The sequence below is a fragment of the Bacteriovorax sp. BSW11_IV genome, assembly GCF_000447755.1.
Classification (GTDB): domain Bacteria; phylum Bdellovibrionota; class Bacteriovoracia; order Bacteriovoracales; family Bacteriovoracaceae; genus BSW11-IV.
Genome location: NZ_AUNE01000034.1, coordinates 1 through 25,230, shown reverse-complemented (window position 1 = coordinate 25,230; position 25,230 = coordinate 1). Strand labels below are relative to the sequence as shown.

The following is a 25,230-nucleotide window of genomic DNA, read 5'->3' as shown; positions in this document are numbered from 1 at the left end:
TTTATTTCCTAGAATTAGATACTGAGATGGCCGTCTTTAAGAGAAAATGACAGCCAATATAGTTCGCCTTATTTTTTCCATACAAATCAAAGGCCGTACCATGATCTACACTCATTCTTAAAAATGGTAGTCCTAAGGTTATATTTAAACCCTTAACATAGTTTTTAGACTTAAAAACCCCAAGACCTTGATCGTGATACATATACACGTCCAAATTTGTAATAGATTTTGGACTTAAATATAAGGTATCCCCGGAAATAGGACCAGTGAAATTCAACAGGGGGTAACTTTGTCTAAGCTTTGTTATAGCTTCATCAATACATTTATCTTCATTTCCTAGTAATCCATTTTCTCCACAGTGAGGATTAAGTCCTGAGAAATAAATATTAGAAATGCATGAGAAATATTTTTTGAAATTATCCAATGTGAGCTGAACTTTTTTGTGAATAAGTTCAGAATTTATTTTTTGAGTAACATCACTAAGTCTAATATGATCAGTCACCAGTAAAACATTCTCTTCACCAGAACTGAATACCATTGAAAGTTCTGTATTGTATTTTTTGCGCAAATATTCAGTATAACCAGAATGGCTTTGGTTACCAATTGCAAGCTGGTCTTTGCTAGTAGGCATTGTTAACAGAATATCACCATTATCAATGTTCTTTAGAGCTTCTCTAAGCGCAACTTCACTTTGGAAGTTGTCGTCGCTAATGAAATGACATTGAAGCTTGTTGCCTGCAAAAACTACGGTGTTGTTTTGAATTGTATAATTAATTTTACAGAGTTTGAGATGATTTTCTAAGGTTTCTTTTTTTACGTAAAAGAGAAACAGGGATTGTTCGTAAGTATTTAGCAAGCAGAAGCTTTTTAAAAATACTTCTGGTCCAATACCAAGTTCATGTCCCTGCGTTACTCTAATCATAAAAAATTAAAAGAAATATTTAACGTAATGTTTATTTACTTCGCGCTTATACCAGCTCTCTGTAACATCTAGGGCCTTCTCTGTGAAGAGTTGACCTCTTATATTTTCTTTAACTCTTGTAAATTGTTCAGATTCAACTAAGTCTTTTTTCTTAACAAAGAAAACGTGTACCTCGTCATATAGAGTTATTGGTGCTGAAAGCTTACCTTCTTCAGTTTGTTTTAGAATTTTCTTTAGCTCTGCAGTTAGACCTTCTTCAGTAATATCCCCTAGTACATTTGTTTTCATGTTCTTGTACTTCTCAGGAATTACACCACTTGTTTGAAATGTTTTAAGTGCATCTCTAAAGTTTGTTTTGTTTTTTCCAATGATGTTTTTATCAAGAGAGAAATCTACAAGAGTATATTTGAAAGATAATGTTTTATTATCAAGATTATCGTTGAAGAATTTATTTTTTACTTCTTGATCCGTAACAGAAATTAATGGTGCAATAACTCTAGAGTTAAACTGATTAAACTCTATGGCCTCTCTTGTAATTTCAAAAAATTCATCAAAAGTAGTCTTGTTATTTTTAAGGAACTTAAGGAGTTCTTGTCTAGATAAACCAAGGGCCTTTTCTTTGCCTTTGATTTCTGATTCTACGTGGTCGTCACTGATTACTACCCCTAGTTCAGTGAGTTTGTTTCTAACAACTTCAACGTGCACTAGAATCTCTGCGACTTCTTTATCTGTGTATTTCGACTTCTTATAAATGAAAGGTGAAATATTTCTTCTGGCCTCAATATTAGTCTTAATTCTACTAACCATTGATTGCGTGATTACGTTGTCATCAATTACGGCAACGATTTTATCTAATAGAACGGCATTGGCATTGAAACAAATAAGTAATGATATAAATAAAAAGAAACGCTTCATATTAATCTATCTCCAAATTATAAGTATTAAAGATAGATTAATATGAAGCGTTATACAAGGCGCGTATGCTAATTATTTTAGAAGTTCAGTGTTAATTGAAATCTTCGCTTTTTCTCTAAGGTCTTTGAAATAAGCTTTAAGGATTTCATCACGCTTAATGTCATAAACGATTTTTTTATAAAGCTCTTGATTGATATCTTTAACATTGCGTTTTGCAAGAATTTTAACAATGTGAAGTCCAAACTGAGTCTTAACAGGAGGAGTAATATAACCAACTTCCTTCCCTTTAATTGCTGCAAAGTATTCAGGAGCAAGATTCATGGCAGGTTGGAAGCCAATATCTCCACCATTTGGTGCAGTGCTGATTTGAGAGAATTTGTTAGCTAGCTCTGGAAATTTAGATGGATCAGTTTTTAAAGCATCATAAACTTTGAAAGCTTGTTTCATCGCAGCTTCTTCTTCATCTTTTTCAGGTGTTGCTCTCATTCTAAAAAGAATGTGAGCTGTTCTGTACTCAGGATGTTCTGTGTAATAAGTATCAACATCTTTATCAGTTACAACGATCTTTTTAAGTTTTGGTTCAAGATCCTTAGAAACTTGGGCGTGATACATCACATCTTCCATTTTTTCTTTAACAATTGGATCTTTGTCGAGACCATTTTGTTTGGCCCTTTGAATTCCAAGAACTCTATTCACCATGTCTCTTAAAACCTTTCCTTTTGTAACAATGTCATTTGATACAACTAGAAGATTTTGTTTATAATTTTTGTCTAATTCTGATTGTTTGATTTGTACGCCGTTAACTGTTGCAACAACTGGATCGTTGGCAGCAAAAGAGATTAAGCTAAAACCAAGCATTAATGAGAGTAAGGTAATTCCTTTTCGCATTGTCATTCCCTCGAGAAATTGTTTCCATTCCATCTTATTGTATCAAAAAAAGATGAAATGGAAGAAATTTCACTAACATGGAACAATTTGCTTAGCAATTTCCTCGGCAAACTGGATTAAAACACTCTGGTTTATATGAGTTTTATGCTCATAAATTACCTTGAAATCTGGAGTAAATTTATAGACTTTAGGTCGAGTAATAAATGTCTCAACAACCTTATTTCTGAGAACTTCATTTTTTTCTAAAATATTTTTATCGAAATTCAGTGAAACTAAACTTCCCGCCACTTGTACGGCCTTAACCCCGGTTAATTGAAGAGTGATACGAACTCTAAGAGTTACGAATAAGTTACTGACTTCTTCAGGATGTAATCCGTAAATATCTTCGAGTTCGGATGAGATCTCTTCCAATTGCTCAAGAGACTCACAATTTGAAAGCTTTTTATAAAGCTTTAAACGCTCAGATGAATCAGAGACATAATGAGTCGGGATAAACGAAGCGAATGGAGTTGAAATTTCGATATCTTTTTTAATGATAGATTTTTCTCCGCGCAATTCATGAATGGCCTCTTTCAAGAGCTCCATATAAAGTTCAAGACCAATATTTTGAATATGACCAGATTGTTCTCCACCTAAAATGTCTCCAGCACCACGAATTTCAAGGTCACAATTGGCAATATGAAAACCTGAACCCATATCAGCATATGTTTGAAGGGCGCGTAGACGCTTTTCTGCAACTTCTGTCAGTGATCGATTTGATGGAATAATAAAATAACAATAGGCCTTTTTATCTGAGCGTCCAATTCTTCCACGAAGCTGATGGAGCTGCGATAAACCATAAGTGTCTGCCCTATCAACAATCATTGTGTTGGCATTTGGAATATCGATACCAGATTCAATAATTGTAGTAGCAATAAGAACTTGGTACTTACCATCGTAGAAATCTTTCATGCGTTTTTCTAGTTCGCGCTCTGGTAATTGCCCGTGAGCAAAGACGATATTGGCCTCTGGAACAAGTTCTTTAATATAAGCGCAATATTGCTCTATATCGTGAACTTTATTGTGAACAACAAAAACTTGCCCACCTCGGTTGAGTTCTTTTTTAATTGCAGCGGCCAACGTTTCGTCATCTTGCTTGATAATATATGATTTAATTGATTGACGGCGTGGTGGAGCTGTTTGAATTAGAGAGAGGTCTCGAATACCTAGAAAGGCAAGTTGCATAGTTCTTGGTATAGGTGTTGCTGTTAAAGTCAAAAAATCTACAGTTGATTTTAAGAGTTTTAGCTTTTCTTTGTGACCTACTCCGAAGCGTTGCTCTTCATCTACAATAACAAGACCAAGATCGCGGTAACGAACAGTGCTTCCTAGAAGCTTATGAGTACCGATAAGGATATCTACTTTACCTGATTCAAGATCATTTTTAATTTCTTTTTCTTCTTTCGGTGTTTTGAATCGAGATAAGAATTCAATTCGAACAGGGAAATCCTTGAAACGCTTTACGAAAGAGTTATAATGTTGGAATGCAAGTACTGTTGTAGGAACAAGAACAGCAACTTGTTTTTTATCTAAGACAGCTTTATAGGCCGCTCGCATGGCAACTTCAGTTTTTCCAAAACCGACATCTCCACAAACAAGGTAATCCATTGGAATAGGCTTATGCATGGCCTCTAAAACGTCATCAATGGCCCTACGTTGATCTGGTGTTTCAACAAAAGAGAATGCTAATTCAAATTCATTATATTCGTGATCGGCTTCACTAAAAGAAAAGCCAGGTGAACTTTGTCTTTCAGCCTGAAGTTTCAATAAATCGAAAGCAAGCTGCTTAACAGAAGAACGAACTTTTGATTTTAGATTTTTAAATTTATCAGTTCTGATACTATCAATAGAAACTTGGCTGCCAGATTCTGCATGTTTTTGAACCAAGTTCATTTTGTATACAGGAACGTAAACCTTATCATTGCCTTTATAAAGTAATACGAGATAATCCGTTTTGTTGCCACCAATATCTAGAGATTCTAATCCGAGATACTCACCAATTCCATGTTCAGAGTGAACAACAAAGTCTCCGACTTTGAGTGAGGCAAGCTGTTCGGCGAAGAGATCAACGTTCTTTTTATAATGTGATTTAGTTCTCTTAGTCTTTGATGAGAAAAAATCGGCTTCAGAAATAACAAGGGTTTTATCTGATTCGTAATAAAAACCTTTTGATAGAAGAAAATTAAAAAAACGAACTCTGGAGCGAAGAGCTTCAGGAAAATTTAGAAGATCAAAAAGATGCAAGATTTCTTTTTTAGAGTTTTCACTTTGAGTCGTAATGATGATTTCCCCACTATATTGGAAATCATTTTTAATTTTGGAAAAAACATGTTTAATAAATTCTGGTTTCGATAAATTAACAGTTTCTTTATCTGCAAAATAGACTTGTGTTTGTTTTAGGTTGAGATCGACATTGTGAAGATAATCTTCGTTGAGATCTCTTTCAATATCCATAAGATTAACTTCTAATACTTTATGAGTATTGGTGAATCCTAAGTAGTCTTCATTATAAAAATAATTGGGTGCAGGCAATAAGTTGTCACCATTATCTTCTTGAGTGACTCTCTCGAAATCGATTCTCAATTTTTCGAAGTATCTAAGAATTTCATCTTCGATCTCATGATGATCGAAGAATATGAAAACGTAATCATCTTTGGGAATATAGTCGATGATTGTTTGAGATTCTTTAAAAAATAGAGGTGTGTAAATTGCATGATTATCGAAAAGAATATTATCTGAGAGTGCTTGGAAAAGACTCTTTCTTAACTCATACTTTTTTTTCTGACCAGGAGCTGGCATTGGAATGTTTTCACGAAGAACTTGTGCAAACTCCCCTTGTGAGAAAATATATGGAGTTGGTGAAATAATAACGCTTTCAAAATTTTCGTCTTTAAGAGTTTTTTGCGTATCCTTATCGATTGCATGAATTTTTTCAATTAATTCATCGAAATAAATTATGCGAATTGGATGATGGCCAACAGGATAGAGATCAAAGATCTCACCTTTTTTACAAAAACTACCTTCTTCTTCAACAGAAGTCGCGGCACTATAACCAAGCTCAACGAGCTTAGAAGAAAGTTGATCAGGCGATATAATATCATCGACAGAGATCTTAAAATCTTTTTCAAAGAATGTTTGCGGTACAGTTTTTAAAAAAAGTGACTCAATAGTAAGTACGACATCATTATATTGTTTTTTTACAAAACTATTTAAAGTTGAAAATCTATTCATCTGAGATTTTTCAGAAGCATAGATATCTAAGTAGGGAGAATTCTCTAAACCTGGATAAAGATGGGCCTTCCTATCAATAAATTTTAATAAGTCATGAAAACGATCAGCTGATTCCTGCTCTGCGAAAACAAAAGCAAATTTATTAAGCCTGAAAAAATCATCATTATTGACTTGTAGCATTAGTAAAAAATGCTCGGGAGACAGACCGGAGATTTTGAAGTGCTTATGAGTTGAATTCTTCCATCCCACAAGGCGATTGAACAGTCCGTCGAAGCTTTTCTTCGTCATTTAAAATCCCGTTGATAAAAAGAAATTATTTTTGTTGCTTGGCGCAACGTTTTGGCCTTGCGAAATATTACACCAAAAGTCCAAAAAACGAAGTCAAAATGTTTCCAACATGTTAAGAATCGTGTAATCTTATACCGCTTACTATATCAAGAAAAATGGAGTGAAAGGGATGGCGTCATACAATCTAGACGTTTACATGCCAGTATTAATTCTGATGGCATTAGCGTGCATCACCGTTTTTGGTGCGCTTTTTATTGGGATGTTCTTACGACCGAGCAATCCTACCGAATTGAAGCAGACTCCTTACGAGTGTGGTGAAGAACCGATTGGATCAGCGTGGTCTAATTTTAACGTAAGATTCTACGTAGTCGCGCTTATCTTTATTATTTTTGACGTTGAAAGTGCACTGATGTTTCCAGTTGCTTCAGTTTTCAAAAAGTTTGTAGATCTTGGAATGGGTGGAGCTGTTTTAGGTTCATTCCTTCTATTCATCGGGATCCTTGCTGGTGGTATTGTTTACTGCTGGAAAAAAGGTGATCTTGACTGGGTTAGATCATATCAAGTTAGTGAAACAGTTAAAAAAGAGGACTAATAATGAACAGTGTCGTCTCGTATTTTTCGCAGACTGAAGGTTATCAAGCAATTGTTAAAACCCTTTCTGAACTATTAGGATTTGATGCCACTTCATTGGTGGCTTTTATTGTTTTCGGTGCAGTTGTGACAATCGTTGTAACAGTACTTGCAACTATCGGTGGTCTGGGGACGTATGCGGAAAGAAAGATTTCTGCTGACCTTCAGATGAGACAAGGTCCAAACCGTGTAGGTCCATTTGGTATTCTACAATTTTTGGCCGATGGTGTGAAAATGATTCTTAAAGAGGATATTGTTCCAAGACAGGCCGATAGATTCCTTTTTAATATTTCACCTCTACTTTGTTTATTAGGTGTATTCGCATCTCTTGCAGTAGTACCTTTTTCAAGTGGATTTACTCTAGTTAATTTAAACGTTGGTATCATCTATTTATTAGGTGTTGCTTCAATTGTTGGTATTGGTATTTTTCTTGGTGGTTACTCATCAAACTCTAAGTGGTCGATGCTTGGTGGTATGAGAGGGGCTTCACAGATCATCAGTTATGAAATTCCTGTAACACTATCAATCCTTGCCGCAGTTGTTATTGTTGGTGGATTAAGTTTTGGTGCAGCAACTGAAGCTCAAGGTGGACTTCCACACCAGTGGCTAATTTTCCACAACCCATTTACATTTATTGCTTTCTTCGTACTTTTTATTGGATCACTTGCTGAAGCTAACAGAGCTCCATTTGACCTTCCTGAAGCGGAATCAGAGCTAGTATCTGGTTACCATACAGAATTTACAGGTATGAAGTTTGCTTTCTTTGCACTTGCTGAATATATCGAAGTATTTGTTCTTTGCGGTGTTGCTTCTGCTCTATTTCTTGGTGGATACAAAGTTCCATTCGATCTAGGTACAGGTGCAATTTTCTCTGAAAAACTTGGACTTCACCCAATGCTTGCAAAAAACATTGGCCAACTTCTTCAGCTTGGAGCATTTTTCACTAAAGCATTACTACTTTATTACGTTGTTATTTGGATCCGTTGGACACTTCCAAGACTAAGAGTTGACCATTTAATGGTTCTTTGTTGGAAGTATTTAACTCCAATTGCACTTTTCAACCTAGTGGGTGTAGCTGTTTGGATGTATGCATTTGATGGTCAATCATTCTTTGCATTAATCGCTAAAATGGGTGCTGCCGCTGGCGGTCATCATTAATAGGGGTATTTAGATGTTTGGAAGTACGTTATTTATTATTTCAGCTCTATTAACTCTAGGTGGGGCTTTCATGGTTGTGGCAAGTAAAAATCTTGTTCACGCATGTGTTTTCCTTCTTGCGAGTCTTTTCGGAGTTGCGGGACTTTATGCAACTTTAGGTGCAGATTTCCTAGCTGCTATTCAACTTGTAGTTTATGCAGGTGGTGTAGTTATTCTTATGCTTTTCGCCATTATGTTAACAGGTGGTTCACAAGATCTATCGAATAAGTATGGTTTAAACAAGATCCCTGGAATGGGTTCAGTTAGAACATATATTGCTGGTGGATTAAGTGCTCTAGTAATTTCTCTAGTGGTTTTAAAGATTCTTGCAAACGTGATTAAGTCAGCTCAAGTTGGTGAGCTTCCAGAATTTACAACAACAGTTGAAAAAATCGGAACAATGCTATTAACTGACCACATTCTAGCGTTTGAAATTTCATCAATATTATTATTAGGTGCCCTAATTGGTGCGGCCGTAATTTCTAGACCAAGGAAAGGATAATGATGACATTAGCTTCATACCTTTTTATTTCTTTTGCTCTTTTTGCTGCAGGTGTTGCAGTAATCATTGCGAGAAAAAACATCATTGCAATGCTTTTAGGAATTGAATTGATGTTAAATGCTGCAGCTTTAAACTTTGCAGCATACACAAGATTTTTGAACAACAATTATGAAGGTCACATTATGTCGCTTTTCATTATCGTAATCGCTGCTGCAGAAGCTGCGGTTGGGTTAGCGATCGTAATTAGATTCTTCCAGATTAGAGATAGTATTCACGTTGATGATGCTACTCAGTTACAAAGTTAATTATTGAACGGTAAATATAAGGGAATTTAGTAATGGATTATACAATCAGTAGCATTGCTCCAATTGTTCTCCTACCTTTTGCAGCATTTGTAATAAACTCGTTTATTGCAAGAACGTTTACAAAAACAGCTGTTGCTTTAAGTTGTGGTGCGATTTTTGGGTCATTCTTATTTGCGTTTCGTATCTTCAAAGACTTCGTTTTTGGAAATTACGCGACAGATTACTACATCCACAAAGTATTCAACTGGTTTGATCTAACTGGCGGTGGCCAATCATTCCAAGTTAATATGGGTGTGTACATTGATAACATGACAGCCGTTATGCTGTTAATGGTTACTGCTGTTGCAACACTTATCCACGTGTTCTCAACATTCTACATGCACCATGACATGAACTATGGAAGAAATGGTAGATTCTTTACTTATCTATCACTCTTTACATCAGCGATGCTTGGTCTAGTTCTTTCAGATAACCTTCTATCAGTATTTATCTTTTGGGAGTTAATGGGATTTTGTTCTTACTCTCTAATTGGTTTCTACTACGAGAAAGAAGGGGCCGGAAACGCTTCAATGAAAGCTTTCATGACAACAAGAGTTGGGGATGTATTCTTTCTACTAGGTATTCTTGCTGTTTGGACAACTGTTGGTAGTGTTACTTTCACAGATATTTATGCTGCTTTAGCTGCAGGGAAATTTGATCCAGTTATGGTTCTTGGAATTCCACTAGCTACTTTTGCAGGTCTTTGTATCTTTGCTGGTACAATGGGTAAATCAGCTCAGTTCCCACTTCAAGTTTGGCTACCAGATGCGATGTTTGGACCAACTCCTTGTTCAGCTCTAATTCACGCTGCTACAATGGTTGCTGCTGGTGTATATCTATCTCTAAGAATTTATCCAATTCTTGAAGCTGGTCACTTAACATATTTTGTTGCTGTGATCGGTGGTATTACTGCTTTTGGTGCAGCTACGATTGCTCTTGTGCAAACAGACCTTAAAGCGGTTCTTGCCTACTCTACTATTTCACAGCTTGGATACATGGTTCTAGGTGTTGGTGTTGGTTCATATAACGCCGCTTTCATGCACCTAATTACTCACGCTATCTTTAAAGCATGTCTATTCTTGAGTGCTGGTTCGGTAATTCACTCATTACACGATCACCACACGCATACACACGTACAAGAAATGCCAAGAATGGGTGGACTAAAAAATAAATTCAAGTTCACATGGATTGCAATGTGGTGTTGTACACTAGCAATCGCTGGTATCCCTTTCTTCTCTGGTTTCGTATCGAAAGACAGAATTTTAGGTGATGCACTTCTTATGGCACTACATAACAAAGCTTACTGGATTCCAACAATTCTTGGATTTGCAGGTGCGTTCCTTACAGCTTTCTATATGTGTAGAATGATGTTCTTAACTTTCCATGGTGAGCCACGTGATAAAGATGTTTATGATCACGCACACGTTGAGCACTTATCTTGGAACCAGAACATTCCACTGTTAATCCTTTCAGTGTTTACACTTGGTGTTTGGTTCTCTGGGTCTCTTACTGGTCAAGGATTAGTAAAAGTTGCTAGCTATGATGGTAAATACGAGTGGTTCCAAACTCTAATTGCTAAGCCTAAAGTTGAAAAATTTGTAAGCTACAAAGCAGAAGAATTTGGCGCTGCTGATACAAGAGTAAAAAATCAACTTCCGGCATCTCAGTATGATTCTTCATACGGATTATCTGAAGAAGAAGCACACCATATTCACCATGTTCACTACATGGGGGCGATTGCATCTATCATCATCGCTTTCTCTGGTGTCTTTTTAGCTTTCTTAATGTATATCAGAAAATCTGTAAATCCAGGTTGGTGGGTATCTACTTTCAGTGGATGGTACAGAGCGCTACAAAACAGATATTACTTTGACGACTTTTATATTAAGGGCCTAATCCAAAGAGGATTACTTCCATTAAATAACTTCTTGTCATGGTTTGATATGGGTGTTTACGACAGAATCGCTGTTGATGGTTGGGCGAAAGTAACTCATTTCTTAATGGGAATCGCTAAATGGTTCGACAATCTAGTTGTAGATACAATTGCAGTAGACGGTACAGGTGCCAGCGTAAGATTTTTCAACGTTTTATTGAGAACTCTTCAGTCTGGTAAGATTCAGTTCTACTTTATTATGATTATTTTAGTACTAACAGGTTACGTTTTAGCTTTATAAGTTAACTAATTTAGAAGGAGTTGTCCGGTGAGCGGTACATCAAATTTATTAAGCTGGATTCTATGGATGCCAATTATTGGTGTACTAGGAATCTTGTTAATCCCAAGCGCAAAGGAAAAAGCGATTAGAGTATGGTCATTGATCAATACTGTAATTACATTAGCTCTATCTCTAGTGCTTTACATGAAATTCGACACGACTGTGCCAGGGATGCAACAGGCTTTCTTGATTAAGAAGTCTTGGATTAGTCAGTTTAACATCTTCTACCACTTAGGTGTAGACGGTATCTCATTACCGATGATTCTTTTGACATCATTGTTATTCTCTATTTGTATTCTTTCTTCATGGACAATTAAGAAACAAGTTAAGGCTTATTTCGCACTTCTACTGTTCCTTCAAAGTACAGTATTTGGTGTATTTATGGCCCTAGACTTCTTCCTATTCTATGTTTACTGGGAAGTAATGCTTATTCCTATGTTCTTCCTTATCGGTGTATGGGGTGGAGAAAACAGAGAATACGCTGCTGTTAAGTTCTTCCTTTATACATTCTTTGGATCGGTATTAATGCTAGTTGGTATGGTTGCACTATACTTTGTTTCAGGACAAGGCGTAGATTCATTCAACATCTTAGCTCTATCTGGTGGTAAGTTCTCAAATGAAGTTGTAAACATGTTTGGTTACGCTTTCCCATTTGCGAAACTTTTCTTTGTTGCACTATTTATTGGTTTTGCAATTAAAGTTCCAGTTTTCCCATTCCACACTTGGCTACCACACGCTCACGTTCAGGCGCCAACAGCAATCTCTGTAATCCTTGCAGGGGTTCTACTTAAGATGGGAACTTACGGTTTCCTAAGAATTGCATTCCCAATCTTCCCTGAAGCATCTGTTTATTTCTCAGACGCTATCGCTTGGTTGGGTCTAGTTAACGTAATTTACGGTGCATTCTGTGCAATGGCGCAAACGGATGTTAAGAAACTTGTTGCTTACTCTTCAGTTTCTCACATGGGGTTTGTAATGCTAGGTCTTGCTGCTATGACAGTTCAAGGTATGAACGGTGCTGTTCTTCAGATGTTCAACCACGGTACTTCAACAGCTATGATGTTCCTTTTGATTGGTATTCTTTATGAAAGATCTCACCACAGATGGATTGTTAGACCAGATGGTACAAAAGGTTTTGGTGGTCTTTATACACAATTACCAAAATACTCTATCGTATTCATCATCGCGATGTTTGCATCTATGGGTCTTCCAGGTCTTTCAGGTTTCATTTCTGAAGCTCTGATCTTCCTAGGAATTTATGAAAGATTTACAACTATTACTGTAATTGGTGTTATCGGTCTTCTTATCGGTGCTGCTTACCTTCTTTGGATGTTCAAGAGAATGTTCTTTGGAGACGTTGTTGAAGAATGTAAAGAGTACACAGATATGAATGCTAGAGAGATCTTCTACATGATCCCACTGTGTGTTGCTGTAATTTTCTTCGGAATTTTCCCAGCTCCAATCCTTAACATTATGAAGGCATCAGTAGGACAACTAGTTTCTCTATTGGCCAAATATTAAGAAGGTGGAAAAATGGCGCTTAGTTATTTAGCGAACATTAGTAGATATATCCCAGAACTAATCCTTTGTTTTACAATGGTTGGCCTCATTTTAATTGAGGCCACTTATGGGGACAAAGAGAAAGGAAGTTCAAAAGGATATCTTTTCGGATTTGCTTTTATAGGTTTACTTTCTTCGCTAGTTTACCTGGTTCAGGCACTTCCAATGGCCCCTGTTTCATTGTTTACGAATGCGGTTGTAATTGATCCATTCAGTACACTAGCTAAAATCATTATGGTTTTAGGAACGGGTTTTTGTATTTACCTAAACAAAGTATCGAAAGATATCTATGAAGATATGAAATCAGAATACACAATTATTGCGGTTGGTGTTCTGATTGGTGGTATGCTTTTAGCTTCAGCTAACAACATGCTTATCCTTTATATCGGTATCGAAACACTTTCGATTTTATCTTATGTTTTAGCGTCACTTAAGAAGCACGATTCAAGATCTTCAGAAGCAGGTCTTAAATACGTTCTTTACGGTGGTGTTTCTGGTGGGATCATGCTTTTTGGTATGAGTCACATCTTTGGTATGGTTGGAACAATTCAGTTTGCTGAACTAATCCATGTATTGCCGACATTAGATAATTCTAAACTTTTAATCCTTATGCCATCATTTATTCTTTTCTTTGCTGGTATCGGATATAAAATTTCTTGTGTTCCTTTCCATATGTGGACACCAGATGTTTACGAAGGTTCACCTCTTCCTGTTACAACTTTCTTCTCGATTGTTCCAAAGGTTGCAGGTATCGCTGCTCTAGTAAGAGTTTCTATGACTTTCTTCGGAAGCGACAGCAGTGTTCTTCAAATGTCATGGGTTGCTCTTCTAAGTGTTGCAGCTGCTCTAACAATGACTGTCGGTAACGTATCAGCTATTGGCCAAAGATCAGTAAAAAGAATGTTAGCTTACTCTTCAATCTCACACGCTGGTGTAATGATGTTGGGTGTCCTAGTTCTTAGTGATATTGGTGTAAAAGCAATTCTTTTCTATGGTATTACTTACTTATTCATGACTCTTGTTGCATTCTTTGTAACTTCATTTGTTCAAGATAAGTATGGCAATGATCACTTTGAAAGATTTAACGGTCTGATGAGCAAGCACCCAGTGATGGCCATCTGTATGATCGTTGTAATGTTCTCATTAGCTGGTTTACCTCCATTGAGTGGATTTGTTGCTAAATTCAACATTCTTTCAGCTATTCTTAGTAAGAAGTACTACGTGTTAGCAATCATTACTGTTCTAAACAGTGTTGTTTCACTTTACTACTATATGAAAATTGTAAGACTAATGGTTTTCAAAGAATCAGAGTCATCTGAAGGTATTGCTGGATTTAGTTTCACAAACCAGGTGATTATTTCTGCCCTTTGTATTCCGGTTGTGGTTCTAGGAATCTTCTGGGACAAAATCATTCTATTAGCTGATGGAGCTAAGATCTTCATTAAGTAAGAGCAATGAACGCACTACTTAATGTACTAATTTTTCTATCACCAATCTTGATCATGACACTCGTTTTGAGTGTCATGGCCAAGTTGATGCCAAAATCCAAATCTGAAATAAAAAGATCAGAGCTTTCTCCCTTTAAATATAAGACAGCTTACAATACAGTTTTTTCGTTAAAGTTTAGCAGCTTAATGAGAGACTTCTTGGTTTTAGCTCTTTGGTTTTGCTTCTCTTTATATTTTGTTTATATTAAAGATCTACAAATTACTCCGGCCATGGGTGGCTGTATATTAATGTTACCGGTTTTTTACTTATTAAAAAACCTGAAGAGTAGATAATAGGATTAGGCATGGATGCCATAGGCATTACAATTGTTAAAACTGTAACGATTTATTTAATTGTTACAACAATAGTTCTTCTTTATTCTAAGATGAAAAGAAGACTCTTGGACTGTTATTCATTTAACGATGCGCACGATATTACCAGAGGACTTGCCTTCGAGATTAGAAAATTTTTAATTTCAGATTACAGTGCAGTTCACTTACTGATTGGTCTTCTTTCCTTAATTTCAGTTCTCCTATCTTTTATCTATTATCCTTTTGTAGATTCTGTACTTGTTGGTGGAAAATTATATTTTTTAAATTTATTCACAATTAATTATGCTCCACAATTCTCATTAATATTTCTAGCTGCGGCGGCACTACTAAATAGTCTCGCAAATAGTATTACTGATGAATATGCTTTGAAAAAGAGTAATATAATAAAGTACCAATACTTTACTATAGTATTGATTCTTCTAACGATGTCTTTATTAGGTCTTTTTTTATCGTTGAACGGTTCAACTTATGTGGACCTAGTAAGTAATCAACGAACACTTTCTACATACAATATTGTAACAAGACCTTTAAATGCTTTAGTGACTTTCATTTGCTTCTTCGCCCTCATTTCTAAAAGTGATGAAGAAGAAAAAGAGAGCATAATAAGAATTCCTAATAAAACTTCAAATATAAGTCTTTTGGATTTTCTCTTCGGTAATTTATTTAAGATCTCATTGGCCTTAAATTTTTGTTATATCTTTTTAGGTGGACATTCTATTCTTCCTCCACTTGGTTATTTATCTAGATTCGGAGAATGGTTCCATTGCTTGAGCCAAATTATCTCCCTTGTAATAAAGGCCGGGATTATTCTTTATCTGATTGATTGGATGGGGATAAGATTCAAAAATATAAAAGAAGAAAGTTTAATGAATATGGGAATGAAGTACTTTATTCCAGCTCTAATCCTTAATGAAGTGATAATTTTAGTAGGGAGAATGATATGATCGATGTCATTAACATTATTCTTATTGCACTCTCATTTATATATGTTTTAGGAAAAAAATATACTCAACGAGTTCTATGCTGGTTTCTCATATGTCTATTTGTAGCCATCAAAATTATTTTTGCCGGTAAGATATTTGTTGGAATGGTTATGCTTCTAACGGCCTTCTCAGTATTTTTTATAACTGAACTATATGGTTTAAGTTCAGAGAAATTTTGGGAGAAGATTAAGGAAGCTGAGAATTACACCAAAAATAAAGTTGTAATCGCCGTTTTGACATCAGTTTTCATCGGCTCAATTGCTATCGTAAGTTTGAAAATCAGTGAAATGGAAATTAATTCTATTTGGAGTACGGATTTAAATCTTAAAAGCGATATTTTAACATTTTCGTTTGTAATGTTATTAAATGTACTCGGTCTACTCCTTATGTTTGATAATAAGGAGGAAAAATGAGCATTTACGTTACATGTGCACTTGTTTTGGCCGCCATATTGTCATTGTTCTTTAGATCTAGATTGAGTGAAAAAATAAAGGCCTTCTTTTTATTTGTTGTTATCTCGATTCAAGGTTTTAGCGAATATCTTGATCGTGTTGAGAGCGTTAGAGAAGTTACAATTGTTCTTTGTGTATTAAGTATTGTCACAATAGTGTTAGTCGTTAATAGATTAAGACAAACACAACGAGTTGATCATGAATAAAATTTTAATTCATAAAATTGTCTCCTTTATTCTTTTGATCGTTTGCTTTGTATTATTCTGGAAAGATTCCATTGTTAAAGAAGTCACAATCTATAATATCAAATTCATATTGGGTGCCGAAAAACTACTTATCTTTACTTTATTCACATATCTCTTAAGACCTGAAAAAATTGAAGAGTATGTGATGATGATATTGTTTGCTTTTATTTCTGCAGTTGTTGCACCATCATTGTTAATTCCTTTATTTCTAATTTTAGATTTGGTTGTTTTAAAAAGTGAGGGTCGAGGTCGTTTTTTGAATTGGTACGTTTTGTTCAACTCAATTCTGTTTACACTTTTTTCCAGTTACTTCATTTCACAAACACAAGAAATTAATTTACATCAATTTCATTATTTAATGTTGTTCTTAGTGTGTGTAACTAAATGGGTTCTATTCGCAATTAGTCGAAGTAAAGAAAGTAAGGGTATTGTCGATATGATGATATTTTTACCATTGCTAATCATGTTGCCCGTAACTGAGATAGCATATTTGGATTTTTTATTACCATTTATTCTTATTTTAATTCTGTGCAATTTTATTTTATCTTTTACGTACAGAACGAATCAGAAAGAATTTGCCTTTAAAGACAGCATCTTTCTATTTAGTTTGTCCGTACTTATAAGTGGTAATCCTAAACTTGCAGTTTTAATGTTACTAATTAGTAATTACCAATTTGATCAACAAGACTCATATAAATCTTTAATTGCGAAGATTTCAACTAATAGCCCTTTGATGAAAGAAATCGGCTTAATCACAAATGGATTATTGTTCACTTTATTATTTCCAATTGGAATAAGTCTTTATTACGGATCAATTTTTGCGAATAATAATATATTTTTAATGAGCATGATTATAATTTTAGTAGCACAGTTTATTAAAATATACTTATTAGATTATTCTTTCGACAAAAGCAGAGCAACAGAATGGAATCAAAATAAGAGTATTGATATTATTTTACTCTTATCATTATATTTTTTCACCGGTGCATGGAAATTCAATAATATTGAGAGCAGCAGTAACATAGAGTTAATATTCTTTCTCGTTATTAACTTATTTGTTCTTTTGATTCCTATTGTTTTGGTAAGAATGAATAAATTTAGTCAATTTTCAAATTTGATATCAAACTGGAATGTAAAGTTTCCAGTGAAAAATATTGAATATCGAACTTATTCTAAAATAGATGAAAAATGCTTGAATGAATCATTTGAACTGCCAATCACAGCACTTAGGATAAAGCATACTCATGTGCTAGTCTTTATGTTGATGCTCATAACAGCGATAGTAATTTTATTCTTAAATAAGGTGTCACCATGATTAATGTATTGATACTTAGTATAATTTTATTAATGGCCTCAATTGCATTCAAGTATTTTAAAAATGAAATTGCCAATCAGGTTATTTGGGCCATTTGTTTCCTACCTCTACTCGTCTCTCCATTTGTAGATATCTTTCCAAAAATTGAACCGCTCAATATGTTAATGGTCGTTTTATTATTTGTCTTAGGGGTTCTCTTTAGTAAAAAGAAATCGAATGTATTAATGGCCACAGTTTTAGTTTTTTTAATCCCACAGATACAAGATATAAAAATATTCTACTTTTTTGTTGGCCTGGCATCACTGATTCATTATAGGTACAATGAAGGAATAATTTTATCTTTTTATTTTTTTGGTTTATCTCTATATTCGATTATTTTTCCAACACAAATGGTTGCGAATGAGTTCAATCTCTTTATGTTGCTTCTTTTGATTACTGTCGTCTTTGTTGTTATTAAGAGTGTGAAAAATGTAATGTTTTTTCCTGTTTTCCTATTGGCCATCATTCAAAATTTTAATAATAGAAATATTGCCACGTCCTCTTTGATTTATGAATTGAACTGGGTGATCTTGTTAATCTTAATAGTATTTGCAACGAGTTATTATTTTAGAAGAAAAAACTTTGATTCATTACTCGTTCTAACAACTTGTGCAATTATGGCCAATACAACAGGTAGCCAACTTGTATTAAATATCATGGTACTCAGTAGTATATATTTGGTGATAAAAGATGAAATGTCTGAAGATTACTTAAAATATGTAAACATTGTTTTTAGTTTGTTACTACTTGTTTCTATATTTAATATTCCAATGTTCGTCCCATTAAGTGTTATGGCGACAATAATAATAATGATGAATGTGACGAAGGAAGACAGATGTTTGGTTTAGTTGAGGCATGTCTGATTATTATATTGAATATAGGATTTGCTTTACTCGCTCTCAATAGTAAAAAATTAAATAATACATTAAATATCGCTATTGGTGTCGTTCTAATATCTTTGAATATTCTTATGATGCAGCAATTAATTACTGTAGAGAATTATATTGTTTTTGCTCCATTTTTGTTTTCATCAATTTACTGTATTGAAAATGGTAGAGAGTTGATTAGGACATCTATTCTCTGTTCAGTATCTTTGATAACTTATGCAATTTTTGGCCAAGATATTACAGGTTTGAATTTATTTTTGTTATTCTTTGTGAATTCAAGTCTCATTTTTTGGCTTGATGGAAGAAAAGAGCAGATAACTTTATATCTTGGTGTTTTAAGTGCATTTGTTAGCTTTCTATTATTGAATACAATTGTCTTTGGTGAAGTAAATAGAATTAACCCACAAATGATAAATGAAAGCTTCAATCCTTTATTAGGAGCTTGTGTTATTTTGTTACCAGTATCCTTTGTTACTTTGGGTTATAATGAACAGTCGAAATGGATGAGACCAAGTGTTGTGAGTGTCTTTTCGGTTCTCTTATTTTCTTCGTTTGAATTTCTAGCAAAACTAGAAAATACAACCAACGTTCTAAATAATGAAATCAAAGATAATGTAATGGCCTTAATTGTTGGTTTAGGATTCATCTTGTTGATTTATACATTCTTGACCAATAAGACGATTAATTTAAAAATATTCCAATTTTTAAACTTATTTCTGATGATAATTTTTTCCAGCTATAGTGAAGATAAGGCCGCATTTATTGGACTAATAGGAATTTGGCCAATTATCATTGTTATGTTTGCCTGGAAAAAATGGATTAAATATGTCGGAATATTTTTGCCATTATTTCTAGTAACAATAAATATTCTATCTTTTGAAACATTGGCCGGCTTTAGTCTTATTCAAAAGTGGATACTTTTTGGTGCCCTATTAACGTTTGTATTGGCCTTTTTGTTGAATTCTATTAGGCCTATGACTCAATTTGGCAGGGAAATTATTGCCAAAAATTAATTGAAACCCTCTCATCTAAATAATTGATATAATTGAGAGGATGTCAAAGTATAGAGTTAAACTACAAAATGGAAGAGTTGTTGGTCCTTTTAATAAAGGTCAGATACTCGAGTTGTTTCAAAAAGGTCACATTAAAGGGGAAGAACAATTTCAAACTTTCCCTGTGGGTGATTGGCAAAATTTAAATCAACATAAAGATCTTTACGAAGTATTTCAATCGTTTTTAAAAACCGATCGTATAACAAATAATGAATCTACATTATCTAAGCAAGTTAAACTCGCAAAGAGCATAAAGCCTGAATCAGGGACACCTGATTTACCCGAATTGGATTATGAAAATACAGAAATTGATATTGAAATTGATTATGATGAATTAGAGCGTCAGTATCAAGAAGAGCAGGGCACGACTGCAGAAGAAGTTGTAGAAGCAAAATCCAAAGTTGAAAAAACAAAAGTAATCAATTTAAAAGATGTGCAGAATATAGAAAAAACAAGAGTTATTCGAACAGAGGAACTTGTTGAAGAAGTTGAATCTGTCGAAGAAGTAACTCCTGTTGTTGAAGAAGAACCAGAAGAAGAAATTGATCTTGATGAAAAAACGCAATTTATTAAATTGCCTGTAGCAGATGTAAAAGAATCTAAGGCACAGGCGGAAAAGTTTGAGATGGAGCTCATCGAAAAACTTGAACAGGAAGAGCGCGAGAAAAATAAAGAAATCACGAAAGTTGAGAAAAAAGAAGTTGTAGAGGAAGAAACTCCAAAGAGAAAAGGAATGAAACCTCTGGTTGCTTTGGCCGTTGCACTTTTATTATTCTATCTCTCTTACCCAGATGAGGAAGAAGAAAAAGAAATAAAGCCAATTTCCGCTCCAATTGTTTTTCCAATTGCGAACGAATACCAGGATGGGATTAAAAGTACAGAGGCCCTTGATAAGGGTATCAATGCCTATAAAAAAGGCACATACCTAGGAAAACTTCAGGCCGCAAAATATTTCAACGAATCTCTTAAACATAAGTTTACTGGAAACAAGGCCTTAGGTTTCCTCGTACTGGTTTACGCAGAAATCTATGACAATGCGGAAAACGAAAAATTAGCAGCTAAAAATATTTTTAGATTATTAGAAATTACAGAATCAAAAATGTTTTCAGATGTAAATATTGCAATGGGTGCTGCTATTTTCTATTCAAAAATTGGGAAATATTTCACTTCAATTAACATTGTAGAAAATTACCTACGTCTCAATAGCCCAACTACAAGATTATTTTCGATTTATTTAGATTCACTTCTAGAAGCAGGACAACTGGATAAGGCCAAGCATGCCTACGATAGATTGAGCAAGCTTCCCCTTGAAGAGCAAAATATCGACGTTATCCTAGCAATTAAAAAATATCTGGTTGTTAACGAAAAATATGATGAGGCCATTGAGTATCTTGAATCACACGCTACTTTATATAAAGAGAACGTGGAGTTTTTGATCGCCTATTCCGATATACTCGTTCATAAAGGTAATATTAAAAAGCTTAAAGATGTTTTAATGCTCGTTCAAGCACTTAAAGCTGAGAGCTCTCCAAAATTTTATGCAGACTTTCTTGAAAAGATGGGTATTTTAAGTGCCGCTTTAAAGCAGCACAAAAAAGCGGCCCTGTATTTCAAGTTATCTTTAAAACTACATGAAGACGACGAACTGAGATCAAAACTAGCACAACTAGAGATTGGTGGAGATAAACTTTCTGAATTTTTGATTAAAGAAAGTAAAGTTAAAGATCTAATTAAAAGAGCAAAAATGGCAGAGCGCCAATTGAAGTGGGACAAGGCCTTTGGTTTTGCAGTTCAAGCTGCTGATCTCGATAGTACGAACATTCAAGCGCAGCTCTACTTAGCGAATATACAAGTTAAAAGAGGATATTATTCCCTAGCAATTAACACTCTAGAAGAAATCAGGAAAGACTTCCCATTGGAGAGAACTGTAAATAAGTCATTATTTGAAGCTTACGTTCATGCCTTTAAGATTGCAGATGCCAAAAAATTAATATCTTCATTGTCGCGAACAAAGTATGCCCTTTATCCTGAATATCTTGAAATGCTAGGGCTTTACTATGAAAGAATTGGTAATTTAAATCTTTCAATTAAATCTTATACAGATGCGCTGAAGAAAGATCCATTGAACGATGGAACATATTTTGAATCTGCAAGAATCTATTTATCAGTTAAAAACTATCCATTAGCAAAAGCTAGAATTCAAAAGGCCATGCTTCTTGATCCAAGAGAAGTTCGTTATAGAACTTTATATGCACGAATTCTCGCAGAAACAGAAGGACCAGAAACGGCAATTTCATATTTATTAGATTTACTTGATTCACATCCAGACAATCCGCGCTTGATTGGGGATATTGCTTATTACTATTATCAAGTTCAAAAATTTGATGACTATAATTCTTATTTAAAGAAGCTTCAAAATCTTACGATCAAAAGTCCTGAGTTTTATCGTTCAATGATTAAATCGGCCAAGCTTGACGGTAGAACAGAAGACATGATTTCTAATACTGAAGAACTATTAAAAATTGAACCAGGTGATCTAGAATCACGTTTAGAAGTAGCAGAACTTTATATAATGAGAGGAAGTTATAGAGAGGCCTACATTCAATTAATGTACATAAAAGAGCGCTTAGATACGTATCCTCGTGTGAATTATCTATTGGCCAAGCTTCATGTTGAAACAGGTAAATATAAAGAGGCTGAAGAGTTTGCAAAAAAAGAAATCGAACTCAATCCAACACTTGAATATGGATACTATATTTTGGGAGAAGCTTATCGTTTGATGCAAGATTATAAAGAAGCTCGCAAGTATTTTGAAAAGGCCATTGCCGTTAATGGTAAATATGTAGATGCACTAATGGGGCTTGGTTGGATAAAGATGAGTCAGCGCTATTATGAAGAAGCACGTGAGCTATATTCGAGGGCATTGAAGCAAGACGAATCAAATCCAAGTATTCATAGACAACTAGGTTTTATTTATCGCGCAGTGGGACAAAGTAAATTAGCTATAGAATCTTATGAAACATATCTCAATTTGAAGCCAAATGCGTCTGATAGGAAAGAAATTGAGATATTGATGCAACAATTACGTTAATATTTTCTTGACGCTTAAAATAAGTCATATTAAAAATGCATTTATCCGAGATTCCTATCTTGCCTTTTTCATCAAATGCAAATAAGATGTAGGTCTCTAATGCGGAGGATTGGCTGAGTGGTCGAAAGCGGCGGTTTTGAAAACCGTTGACCTTAACGGGTCCGCAGGTTCGAATCCTGTGTCCTCCGCCACTTTTAATAGTGGAGACGTGGCCGAGTGGTCGAAGGCAGCACCTTGCTAAGGTGTCGTACGGGTAACTGTACCGAGAGTTCGAATCTCTCCGTCTCCGCCATTATTAAATTTCAAGATTTTAGATAAAAATAAACTCACCGAAGGTGAGTTTTTTTATTTTAGGGCCTTAAAAAAATCAAAGACATTACATCTTCAATTTTTCAACCTCAATTGCTTTTTTAATTGATTCTCTTTCAAGAAGTTTTGAAAAATAACTACTTAAATTCGCCCACTCGCCAATGTTGATCTTAACGAATTTTCCCCAACTAAGAACAGTGAACAAATAAGCATCGCAAACAGTAAAATGATCGCCACAGATGAATTCTCTTTCAGAGAGAATAGAATCTAGGTATGAAAATCTTTTTCCCAGTAAGCGTCGAACGTTTACGTGAAGTTCTTCTAGTGACTCCTTGGAAGTAATAGACTTGTGTGCATTAAAAAGAGGCGAATATCCTTTATGAATTTCAGTAGAGATAAAATTAAGCATTTCAATTTCTCTATATCTTTCAAAGCTAGTAATCGGCGAAATGAGTTTTGAATGCGCATTACTATCGGCCAGAAATTGCATGATGGCGACACCTTCAGTTAATCTTTCTCCGTTATCAAGTTCAAGCATGGGAACATAGTCTTTAGGATTTAATTCATGAAAATTGAGACCAGTAAGTGTACGACCTTCTTTTAGGTTAACTTGAACTTTTTCATAGTTTAAATTTAATTCAAGAAGAACAATATGCGGAGCAAGTGAACAAGTACCTGGTGAAAAATAAAGTTTCATGATGACCTCCAATATGATTAACTAAGGTTATATTGAAAGGTGTGAGGAGTATATGATTAAAAAATCAATTTTAGCTGGCGGATGTTTTTGGGGAATGGAAGACTTAATTAGAAAAGTTGATGGAGTTCTTAACACAACGGTAGGTTACTGTGGTGGACAAATGGATAATCCAACATATCTCGAAGTAAAAACTGGGACGACTAATCATGCTGAGGCAATTGAAATAGAATATGATGATTCAACATTATCGTATGCCGATTTATTAAGGTTTTTCTTTAAAATACATGATCCCACAACTATTGATAGACAAGGTAACGATCGTGGCACGCAATATCGTTCAGCAATTTTCATTATTAATGATGAAGAAAGAAAAGTTGCCCAAGAAATAATTGCTGAAGTAGATAATTCTGGGAAATGGGGTGCGCCTATTGTTACTAAGATTGAGGAACTTAAAAAATTCTATCCCGCAGAAGAGTATCACCAGGACTATCTAGAAAAAAATCCTGGAGGATATACTTGTCATTGGATTAGAAAGTAACTTTCTCTGGCCATCGATTAGGCTTAGCATAGCTAAATCGAGCAAGATGATTTGTAGAGTGATAACGATCAAGGCCTGAGCATGTTATTGTTCCGGCCATTTCTAGATCAATAAATCCATCATGACCAATGACTTCATCAGGCATTAATATTTCAACAATTTCACCAATGATTAGAATTGTATTATTAATAACAATTGGAATTTCCTCTCGAAATTCACACATATATTTAATATGGGATTCTTTTACGTAGGGTGAAGAATAACTCGTATAAAACTCTTCAAGATTACATTCGGAAAATTCAGATTGCTCTTTATCATAACGTGCACTAGTTTGATGGGCCTTATCAATAAAATCTGCATGAATATGATTTACGCTGAAAAATTTTGTATTTTTTATATTTTCATATGTGTGCCTAGGAACAGAACTGGGACGAATTATAAGGCCAATAAGAGATGGAGACGCACCTAAGTGAACCACGGAACTCATAATTGCAAGGTTCGTTTTTTTATCTAAATCGCTTGTTCCAATTAAAGAAGCACTCTTAAATCCTGTCAGTGAATTGATTAGATTGACTCTATAGCGCTCATCCATATTTTTTAAAGACTCTTTACAAATGTTCATAATAACCTCTCGAATTCATTATATAGAGAAGGCCTATAAATGAAGCTCTACAAATGATGGACAAGAATGAAAAAAAACAATCGAAATTATATAATAAGATATGAAAAAAATTGCAGTAGTTGGTGGTGGATATTCCGGTCTTTCAATCGCTGCCCTGCTGGCTAAAAGTGGGGTGGTCGTCGATTTATTTGAGAAGCACTCTAGTCTTGGTGGGTGTGCGGGTTATTTTGTTCGTAAAAATATCTCATTTGATGTTGGAGCAACAACAATTTCTGGATTGAAGAAAAATGGACCAACAAGAAAATTGATAGAAACGTTGGGCCTTAGGGTTAATTTTCTAAAAGAGCACAATGGTATTAGTTTTATATGTGAGGATGGAAAATTAAATCTTAGTTCAGATATAGAAAAAACAAAAGAATCATTTAAAGAGATATTTCCTGATTTTCCAACA

General features: G+C 34.6%; 23 protein-coding genes and 2 tRNA genes. 19 read left to right on the top strand and 6 right to left on the bottom strand.

Annotated features, from left to right (window positions below):
* Position 1 precedes the first annotated feature (1 nt).
* The 4 genes from M899_RS09530 to mfd all read right to left on the bottom strand — a co-directional run bounded on the left by M899_RS09530 (position 2) and on the right by mfd (position 6,283).
* Positions 2 to 922 (bottom strand): PdxA family dehydrogenase, encoded by a 921-nt coding sequence (locus M899_RS09530; RefSeq protein WP_021271220.1) that lies wholly within the window; start codon positions 920 to 922, stop codon positions 2 to 4.
* A gap of 6 nt (positions 923 to 928) precedes the next feature.
* Complete coding sequence (locus M899_RS09525) at positions 929 to 1,837, bottom strand: SurA N-terminal domain-containing protein (RefSeq protein WP_021271230.1); 909 nt, start codon at positions 1,835 to 1,837, stop codon at positions 929 to 931.
* Positions 1,838 to 1,909: 72 nt separating this feature from the next.
* Positions 1,910 to 2,725 carry a peptidylprolyl isomerase gene (locus M899_RS09520; protein WP_021271228.1) on the bottom strand — a complete coding sequence of 272 codons (816 nt, stop codon included), beginning with the start codon at positions 2,723 to 2,725 and terminating at the stop codon, positions 1,910 to 1,912.
* Between the two features lie 72 nt (positions 2,726 to 2,797).
* Positions 2,798 to 6,283, bottom strand: a complete 3,486-nt coding sequence (gene mfd, locus M899_RS09515) for a transcription-repair coupling factor (protein WP_034728719.1) — start codon at positions 6,281 to 6,283, stop codon at positions 2,798 to 2,800.
* Between the two features lie 169 nt (positions 6,284 to 6,452).
* On the opposite strand from mfd, the gene M899_RS09510 reads away from it, so the two are divergent.
* The 17 genes from M899_RS09510 (at position 6,453) to M899_RS09430 (ending at position 22,905) form a co-directional block, all read left to right on the top strand.
* Positions 6,453 to 6,875 (top strand): NADH-quinone oxidoreductase subunit A, encoded by a 423-nt coding sequence (locus tag M899_RS09510; RefSeq protein WP_034728717.1) that lies wholly within the window; start codon positions 6,453 to 6,455, stop codon positions 6,873 to 6,875.
* Between the two features lie 2 nt (positions 6,876 to 6,877).
* Entirely contained in the window at positions 6,878 to 8,071 is a 1,194-nt protein-coding gene (nuoH, locus tag M899_RS09505) for an NADH-quinone oxidoreductase subunit NuoH (protein WP_021271237.1), read from the top strand.
* A 13-nt stretch (positions 8,072 to 8,084) separates the two neighbouring features.
* Entirely contained in the window at positions 8,085 to 8,612 is a 528-nt protein-coding gene (locus tag M899_RS09500) for an NADH-quinone oxidoreductase subunit J family protein (RefSeq protein WP_021271235.1), read from the top strand.
* Positions 8,612 to 8,917 (top strand): NADH-quinone oxidoreductase subunit NuoK, encoded by a 306-nt coding sequence (gene nuoK, locus M899_RS09495; protein WP_021271227.1) that lies wholly within the window; start codon positions 8,612 to 8,614, stop codon positions 8,915 to 8,917. Before M899_RS09500 ends, nuoK begins: the two co-directional genes overlap by 1 nt.
* 32 nt (positions 8,918 to 8,949) lie before the next feature.
* Positions 8,950 to 11,130 carry an NADH-quinone oxidoreductase subunit L gene (nuoL, locus tag M899_RS09490; RefSeq protein WP_021271232.1) on the top strand — a complete coding sequence of 727 codons (2,181 nt, stop codon included), beginning with the start codon at positions 8,950 to 8,952 and terminating at the stop codon, positions 11,128 to 11,130.
* 27 nt (positions 11,131 to 11,157) lie between these two features.
* Positions 11,158 to 12,690 (top strand): complex I subunit 4 family protein, encoded by a 1,533-nt coding sequence (locus tag M899_RS09485; RefSeq protein WP_231370267.1) that lies wholly within the window; start codon positions 11,158 to 11,160, stop codon positions 12,688 to 12,690.
* Between the two features lie 12 nt (positions 12,691 to 12,702).
* The gene (locus M899_RS09480) at positions 12,703 to 14,178 is read left to right on the top strand and encodes an NADH-quinone oxidoreductase subunit N (RefSeq protein ID WP_021271229.1); all 1,476 of its coding nucleotides are present in this window, start codon (positions 12,703 to 12,705) and stop codon (positions 14,176 to 14,178) included.
* 5 nt (positions 14,179 to 14,183) lie between these two features.
* Positions 14,184 to 14,510, top strand: coding sequence for a hypothetical protein (locus M899_RS09475; protein ID WP_034728715.1), 327 nt, complete (start codon positions 14,184 to 14,186; stop codon positions 14,508 to 14,510).
* Between the two features lie 11 nt (positions 14,511 to 14,521).
* A complete protein-coding gene (locus tag M899_RS09470) occupies positions 14,522 to 15,493 on the top strand; it encodes an NADH-quinone oxidoreductase subunit H (protein WP_021271222.1) in 972 nt (323 codons plus the stop codon).
* Positions 15,490 to 15,945, top strand: coding sequence for a hypothetical protein (locus tag M899_RS09465; RefSeq protein WP_021271211.1), 456 nt, complete (start codon positions 15,490 to 15,492; stop codon positions 15,943 to 15,945). The genes M899_RS09470 and M899_RS09465 overlap by 4 nt, the downstream gene beginning before the upstream one ends.
* Positions 15,942 to 16,190, top strand: coding sequence for a hypothetical protein (locus M899_RS09460; RefSeq protein WP_021271231.1), 249 nt, complete (start codon positions 15,942 to 15,944; stop codon positions 16,188 to 16,190). The genes M899_RS09465 and M899_RS09460 overlap by 4 nt, the downstream gene beginning before the upstream one ends.
* A complete protein-coding gene (locus M899_RS09455) occupies positions 16,183 to 17,544 on the top strand; it encodes a hypothetical protein (RefSeq protein WP_021271216.1) in 1,362 nt (453 codons plus the stop codon). The genes M899_RS09460 and M899_RS09455 overlap by 8 nt, the downstream gene beginning before the upstream one ends.
* Positions 17,541 to 18,431 (top strand): hypothetical protein, encoded by an 891-nt coding sequence (locus tag M899_RS09450; RefSeq protein ID WP_021271210.1) that lies wholly within the window; start codon positions 17,541 to 17,543, stop codon positions 18,429 to 18,431. The genes M899_RS09455 and M899_RS09450 overlap by 4 nt, the downstream gene beginning before the upstream one ends.
* Complete coding sequence (locus M899_RS09445) at positions 18,419 to 19,483, top strand: hypothetical protein (RefSeq protein ID WP_021271223.1); 1,065 nt, start codon at positions 18,419 to 18,421, stop codon at positions 19,481 to 19,483. The genes M899_RS09450 and M899_RS09445 overlap by 13 nt, the downstream gene beginning before the upstream one ends.
* Before the next feature lie 40 nt (positions 19,484 to 19,523).
* Entirely contained in the window at positions 19,524 to 22,613 is a 3,090-nt protein-coding gene (locus M899_RS09440; RefSeq protein WP_021271233.1) for a tetratricopeptide repeat protein, read from the top strand.
* Between the two features lie 103 nt (positions 22,614 to 22,716).
* A tRNA-Ser gene (locus M899_RS09435) sits at positions 22,717 to 22,804 on the top strand.
* Positions 22,805 to 22,815: 11 nt separating this feature from the next.
* Positions 22,816 to 22,905 (top strand) — tRNA-Ser (locus M899_RS09430).
* A gap of 84 nt (positions 22,906 to 22,989) precedes the next feature.
* Here the strand turns inward: M899_RS09430 and gstA are convergent.
* Positions 22,990 to 23,619 (bottom strand): glutathione transferase GstA, encoded by a 630-nt coding sequence (gene gstA / locus M899_RS09425; protein WP_021271209.1) that lies wholly within the window; start codon positions 23,617 to 23,619, stop codon positions 22,990 to 22,992.
* Positions 23,620 to 23,671: 52 nt separating this feature from the next.
* Between gstA and msrA the strand changes: the two genes are divergently transcribed.
* Entirely contained in the window at positions 23,672 to 24,157 is a 486-nt protein-coding gene (gene msrA, locus M899_RS09420; RefSeq protein ID WP_021271214.1) for a peptide-methionine (S)-S-oxide reductase MsrA, read from the top strand.
* Here the strand turns inward: msrA and M899_RS09415 are convergent.
* Complete coding sequence (locus M899_RS09415) at positions 24,147 to 24,779, bottom strand: flavin reductase family protein (RefSeq protein ID WP_021271224.1); 633 nt, start codon at positions 24,777 to 24,779, stop codon at positions 24,147 to 24,149. The two genes, msrA and M899_RS09415, sit on opposite strands and share 11 nt — an antisense overlap.
* Positions 24,780 to 24,879: 100 nt before the next feature.
* Here M899_RS09415 and M899_RS09410 point away from each other — a divergent pair.
* Positions 24,880 to 25,230 (top strand): FAD-dependent oxidoreductase (locus tag M899_RS09410; protein ID WP_021271218.1); only part of this gene is annotated, 351 nt, incomplete at its 3' end.

Coding starts and splice junctions, on each gene's coding strand:
- M899_RS09530 (WP_021271220.1), bottom strand. CDS start 922: ATGATTAGAGTAACGCAGGGACATGAACTTGGTATTGGACCAGAAGTA.
- M899_RS09525 (WP_021271230.1), bottom strand. CDS start 1,837: ATGAAGCGTTTCTTTTTATTTATATCATTACTTATTTGTTTCAATGCC.
- M899_RS09520 (WP_021271228.1), bottom strand. CDS start 2,725: ATGCGAAAAGGAATTACCTTACTCTCATTAATGCTTGGTTTTAGCTTA.
- mfd (WP_034728719.1), bottom strand. CDS start 6,283: ATGACGAAGAAAAGCTTCGACGGACTGTTCAATCGCCTTGTGGGATGG.
- M899_RS09510 (WP_034728717.1), top strand. CDS start 6,453: ATGGCGTCATACAATCTAGACGTTTACATGCCAGTATTAATTCTGATG.
- nuoH (WP_021271237.1), top strand. CDS start 6,878: ATGAACAGTGTCGTCTCGTATTTTTCGCAGACTGAAGGTTATCAAGCA.
- M899_RS09500 (WP_021271235.1), top strand. CDS start 8,085: ATGTTTGGAAGTACGTTATTTATTATTTCAGCTCTATTAACTCTAGGT.
- nuoK (WP_021271227.1), top strand. CDS start 8,612: ATGATGACATTAGCTTCATACCTTTTTATTTCTTTTGCTCTTTTTGCT.
- nuoL (WP_021271232.1), top strand. CDS start 8,950: ATGGATTATACAATCAGTAGCATTGCTCCAATTGTTCTCCTACCTTTT.
- M899_RS09480 (WP_021271229.1), top strand. CDS start 12,703: ATGGCGCTTAGTTATTTAGCGAACATTAGTAGATATATCCCAGAACTA.
- M899_RS09475 (WP_034728715.1), top strand. CDS start 14,184: ATGAACGCACTACTTAATGTACTAATTTTTCTATCACCAATCTTGATC.
- M899_RS09470 (WP_021271222.1), top strand. CDS start 14,522: ATGGATGCCATAGGCATTACAATTGTTAAAACTGTAACGATTTATTTA.
- M899_RS09465 (WP_021271211.1), top strand. CDS start 15,490: ATGATCGATGTCATTAACATTATTCTTATTGCACTCTCATTTATATAT.
- M899_RS09460 (WP_021271231.1), top strand. CDS start 15,942: ATGAGCATTTACGTTACATGTGCACTTGTTTTGGCCGCCATATTGTCA.
- M899_RS09455 (WP_021271216.1), top strand. CDS start 16,183: ATGAATAAAATTTTAATTCATAAAATTGTCTCCTTTATTCTTTTGATC.
- M899_RS09450 (WP_021271210.1), top strand. CDS start 17,541: ATGATTAATGTATTGATACTTAGTATAATTTTATTAATGGCCTCAATT.
- M899_RS09445 (WP_021271223.1), top strand. CDS start 18,419: ATGTTTGGTTTAGTTGAGGCATGTCTGATTATTATATTGAATATAGGA.
- M899_RS09440 (WP_021271233.1), top strand. CDS start 19,524: ATGTCAAAGTATAGAGTTAAACTACAAAATGGAAGAGTTGTTGGTCCT.
- gstA (WP_021271209.1), bottom strand. CDS start 23,619: ATGAAACTTTATTTTTCACCAGGTACTTGTTCACTTGCTCCGCATATT.
- msrA (WP_021271214.1), top strand. CDS start 23,672: ATGATTAAAAAATCAATTTTAGCTGGCGGATGTTTTTGGGGAATGGAA.
- M899_RS09415 (WP_021271224.1), bottom strand. CDS start 24,779: ATGAACATTTGTAAAGAGTCTTTAAAAAATATGGATGAGCGCTATAGA.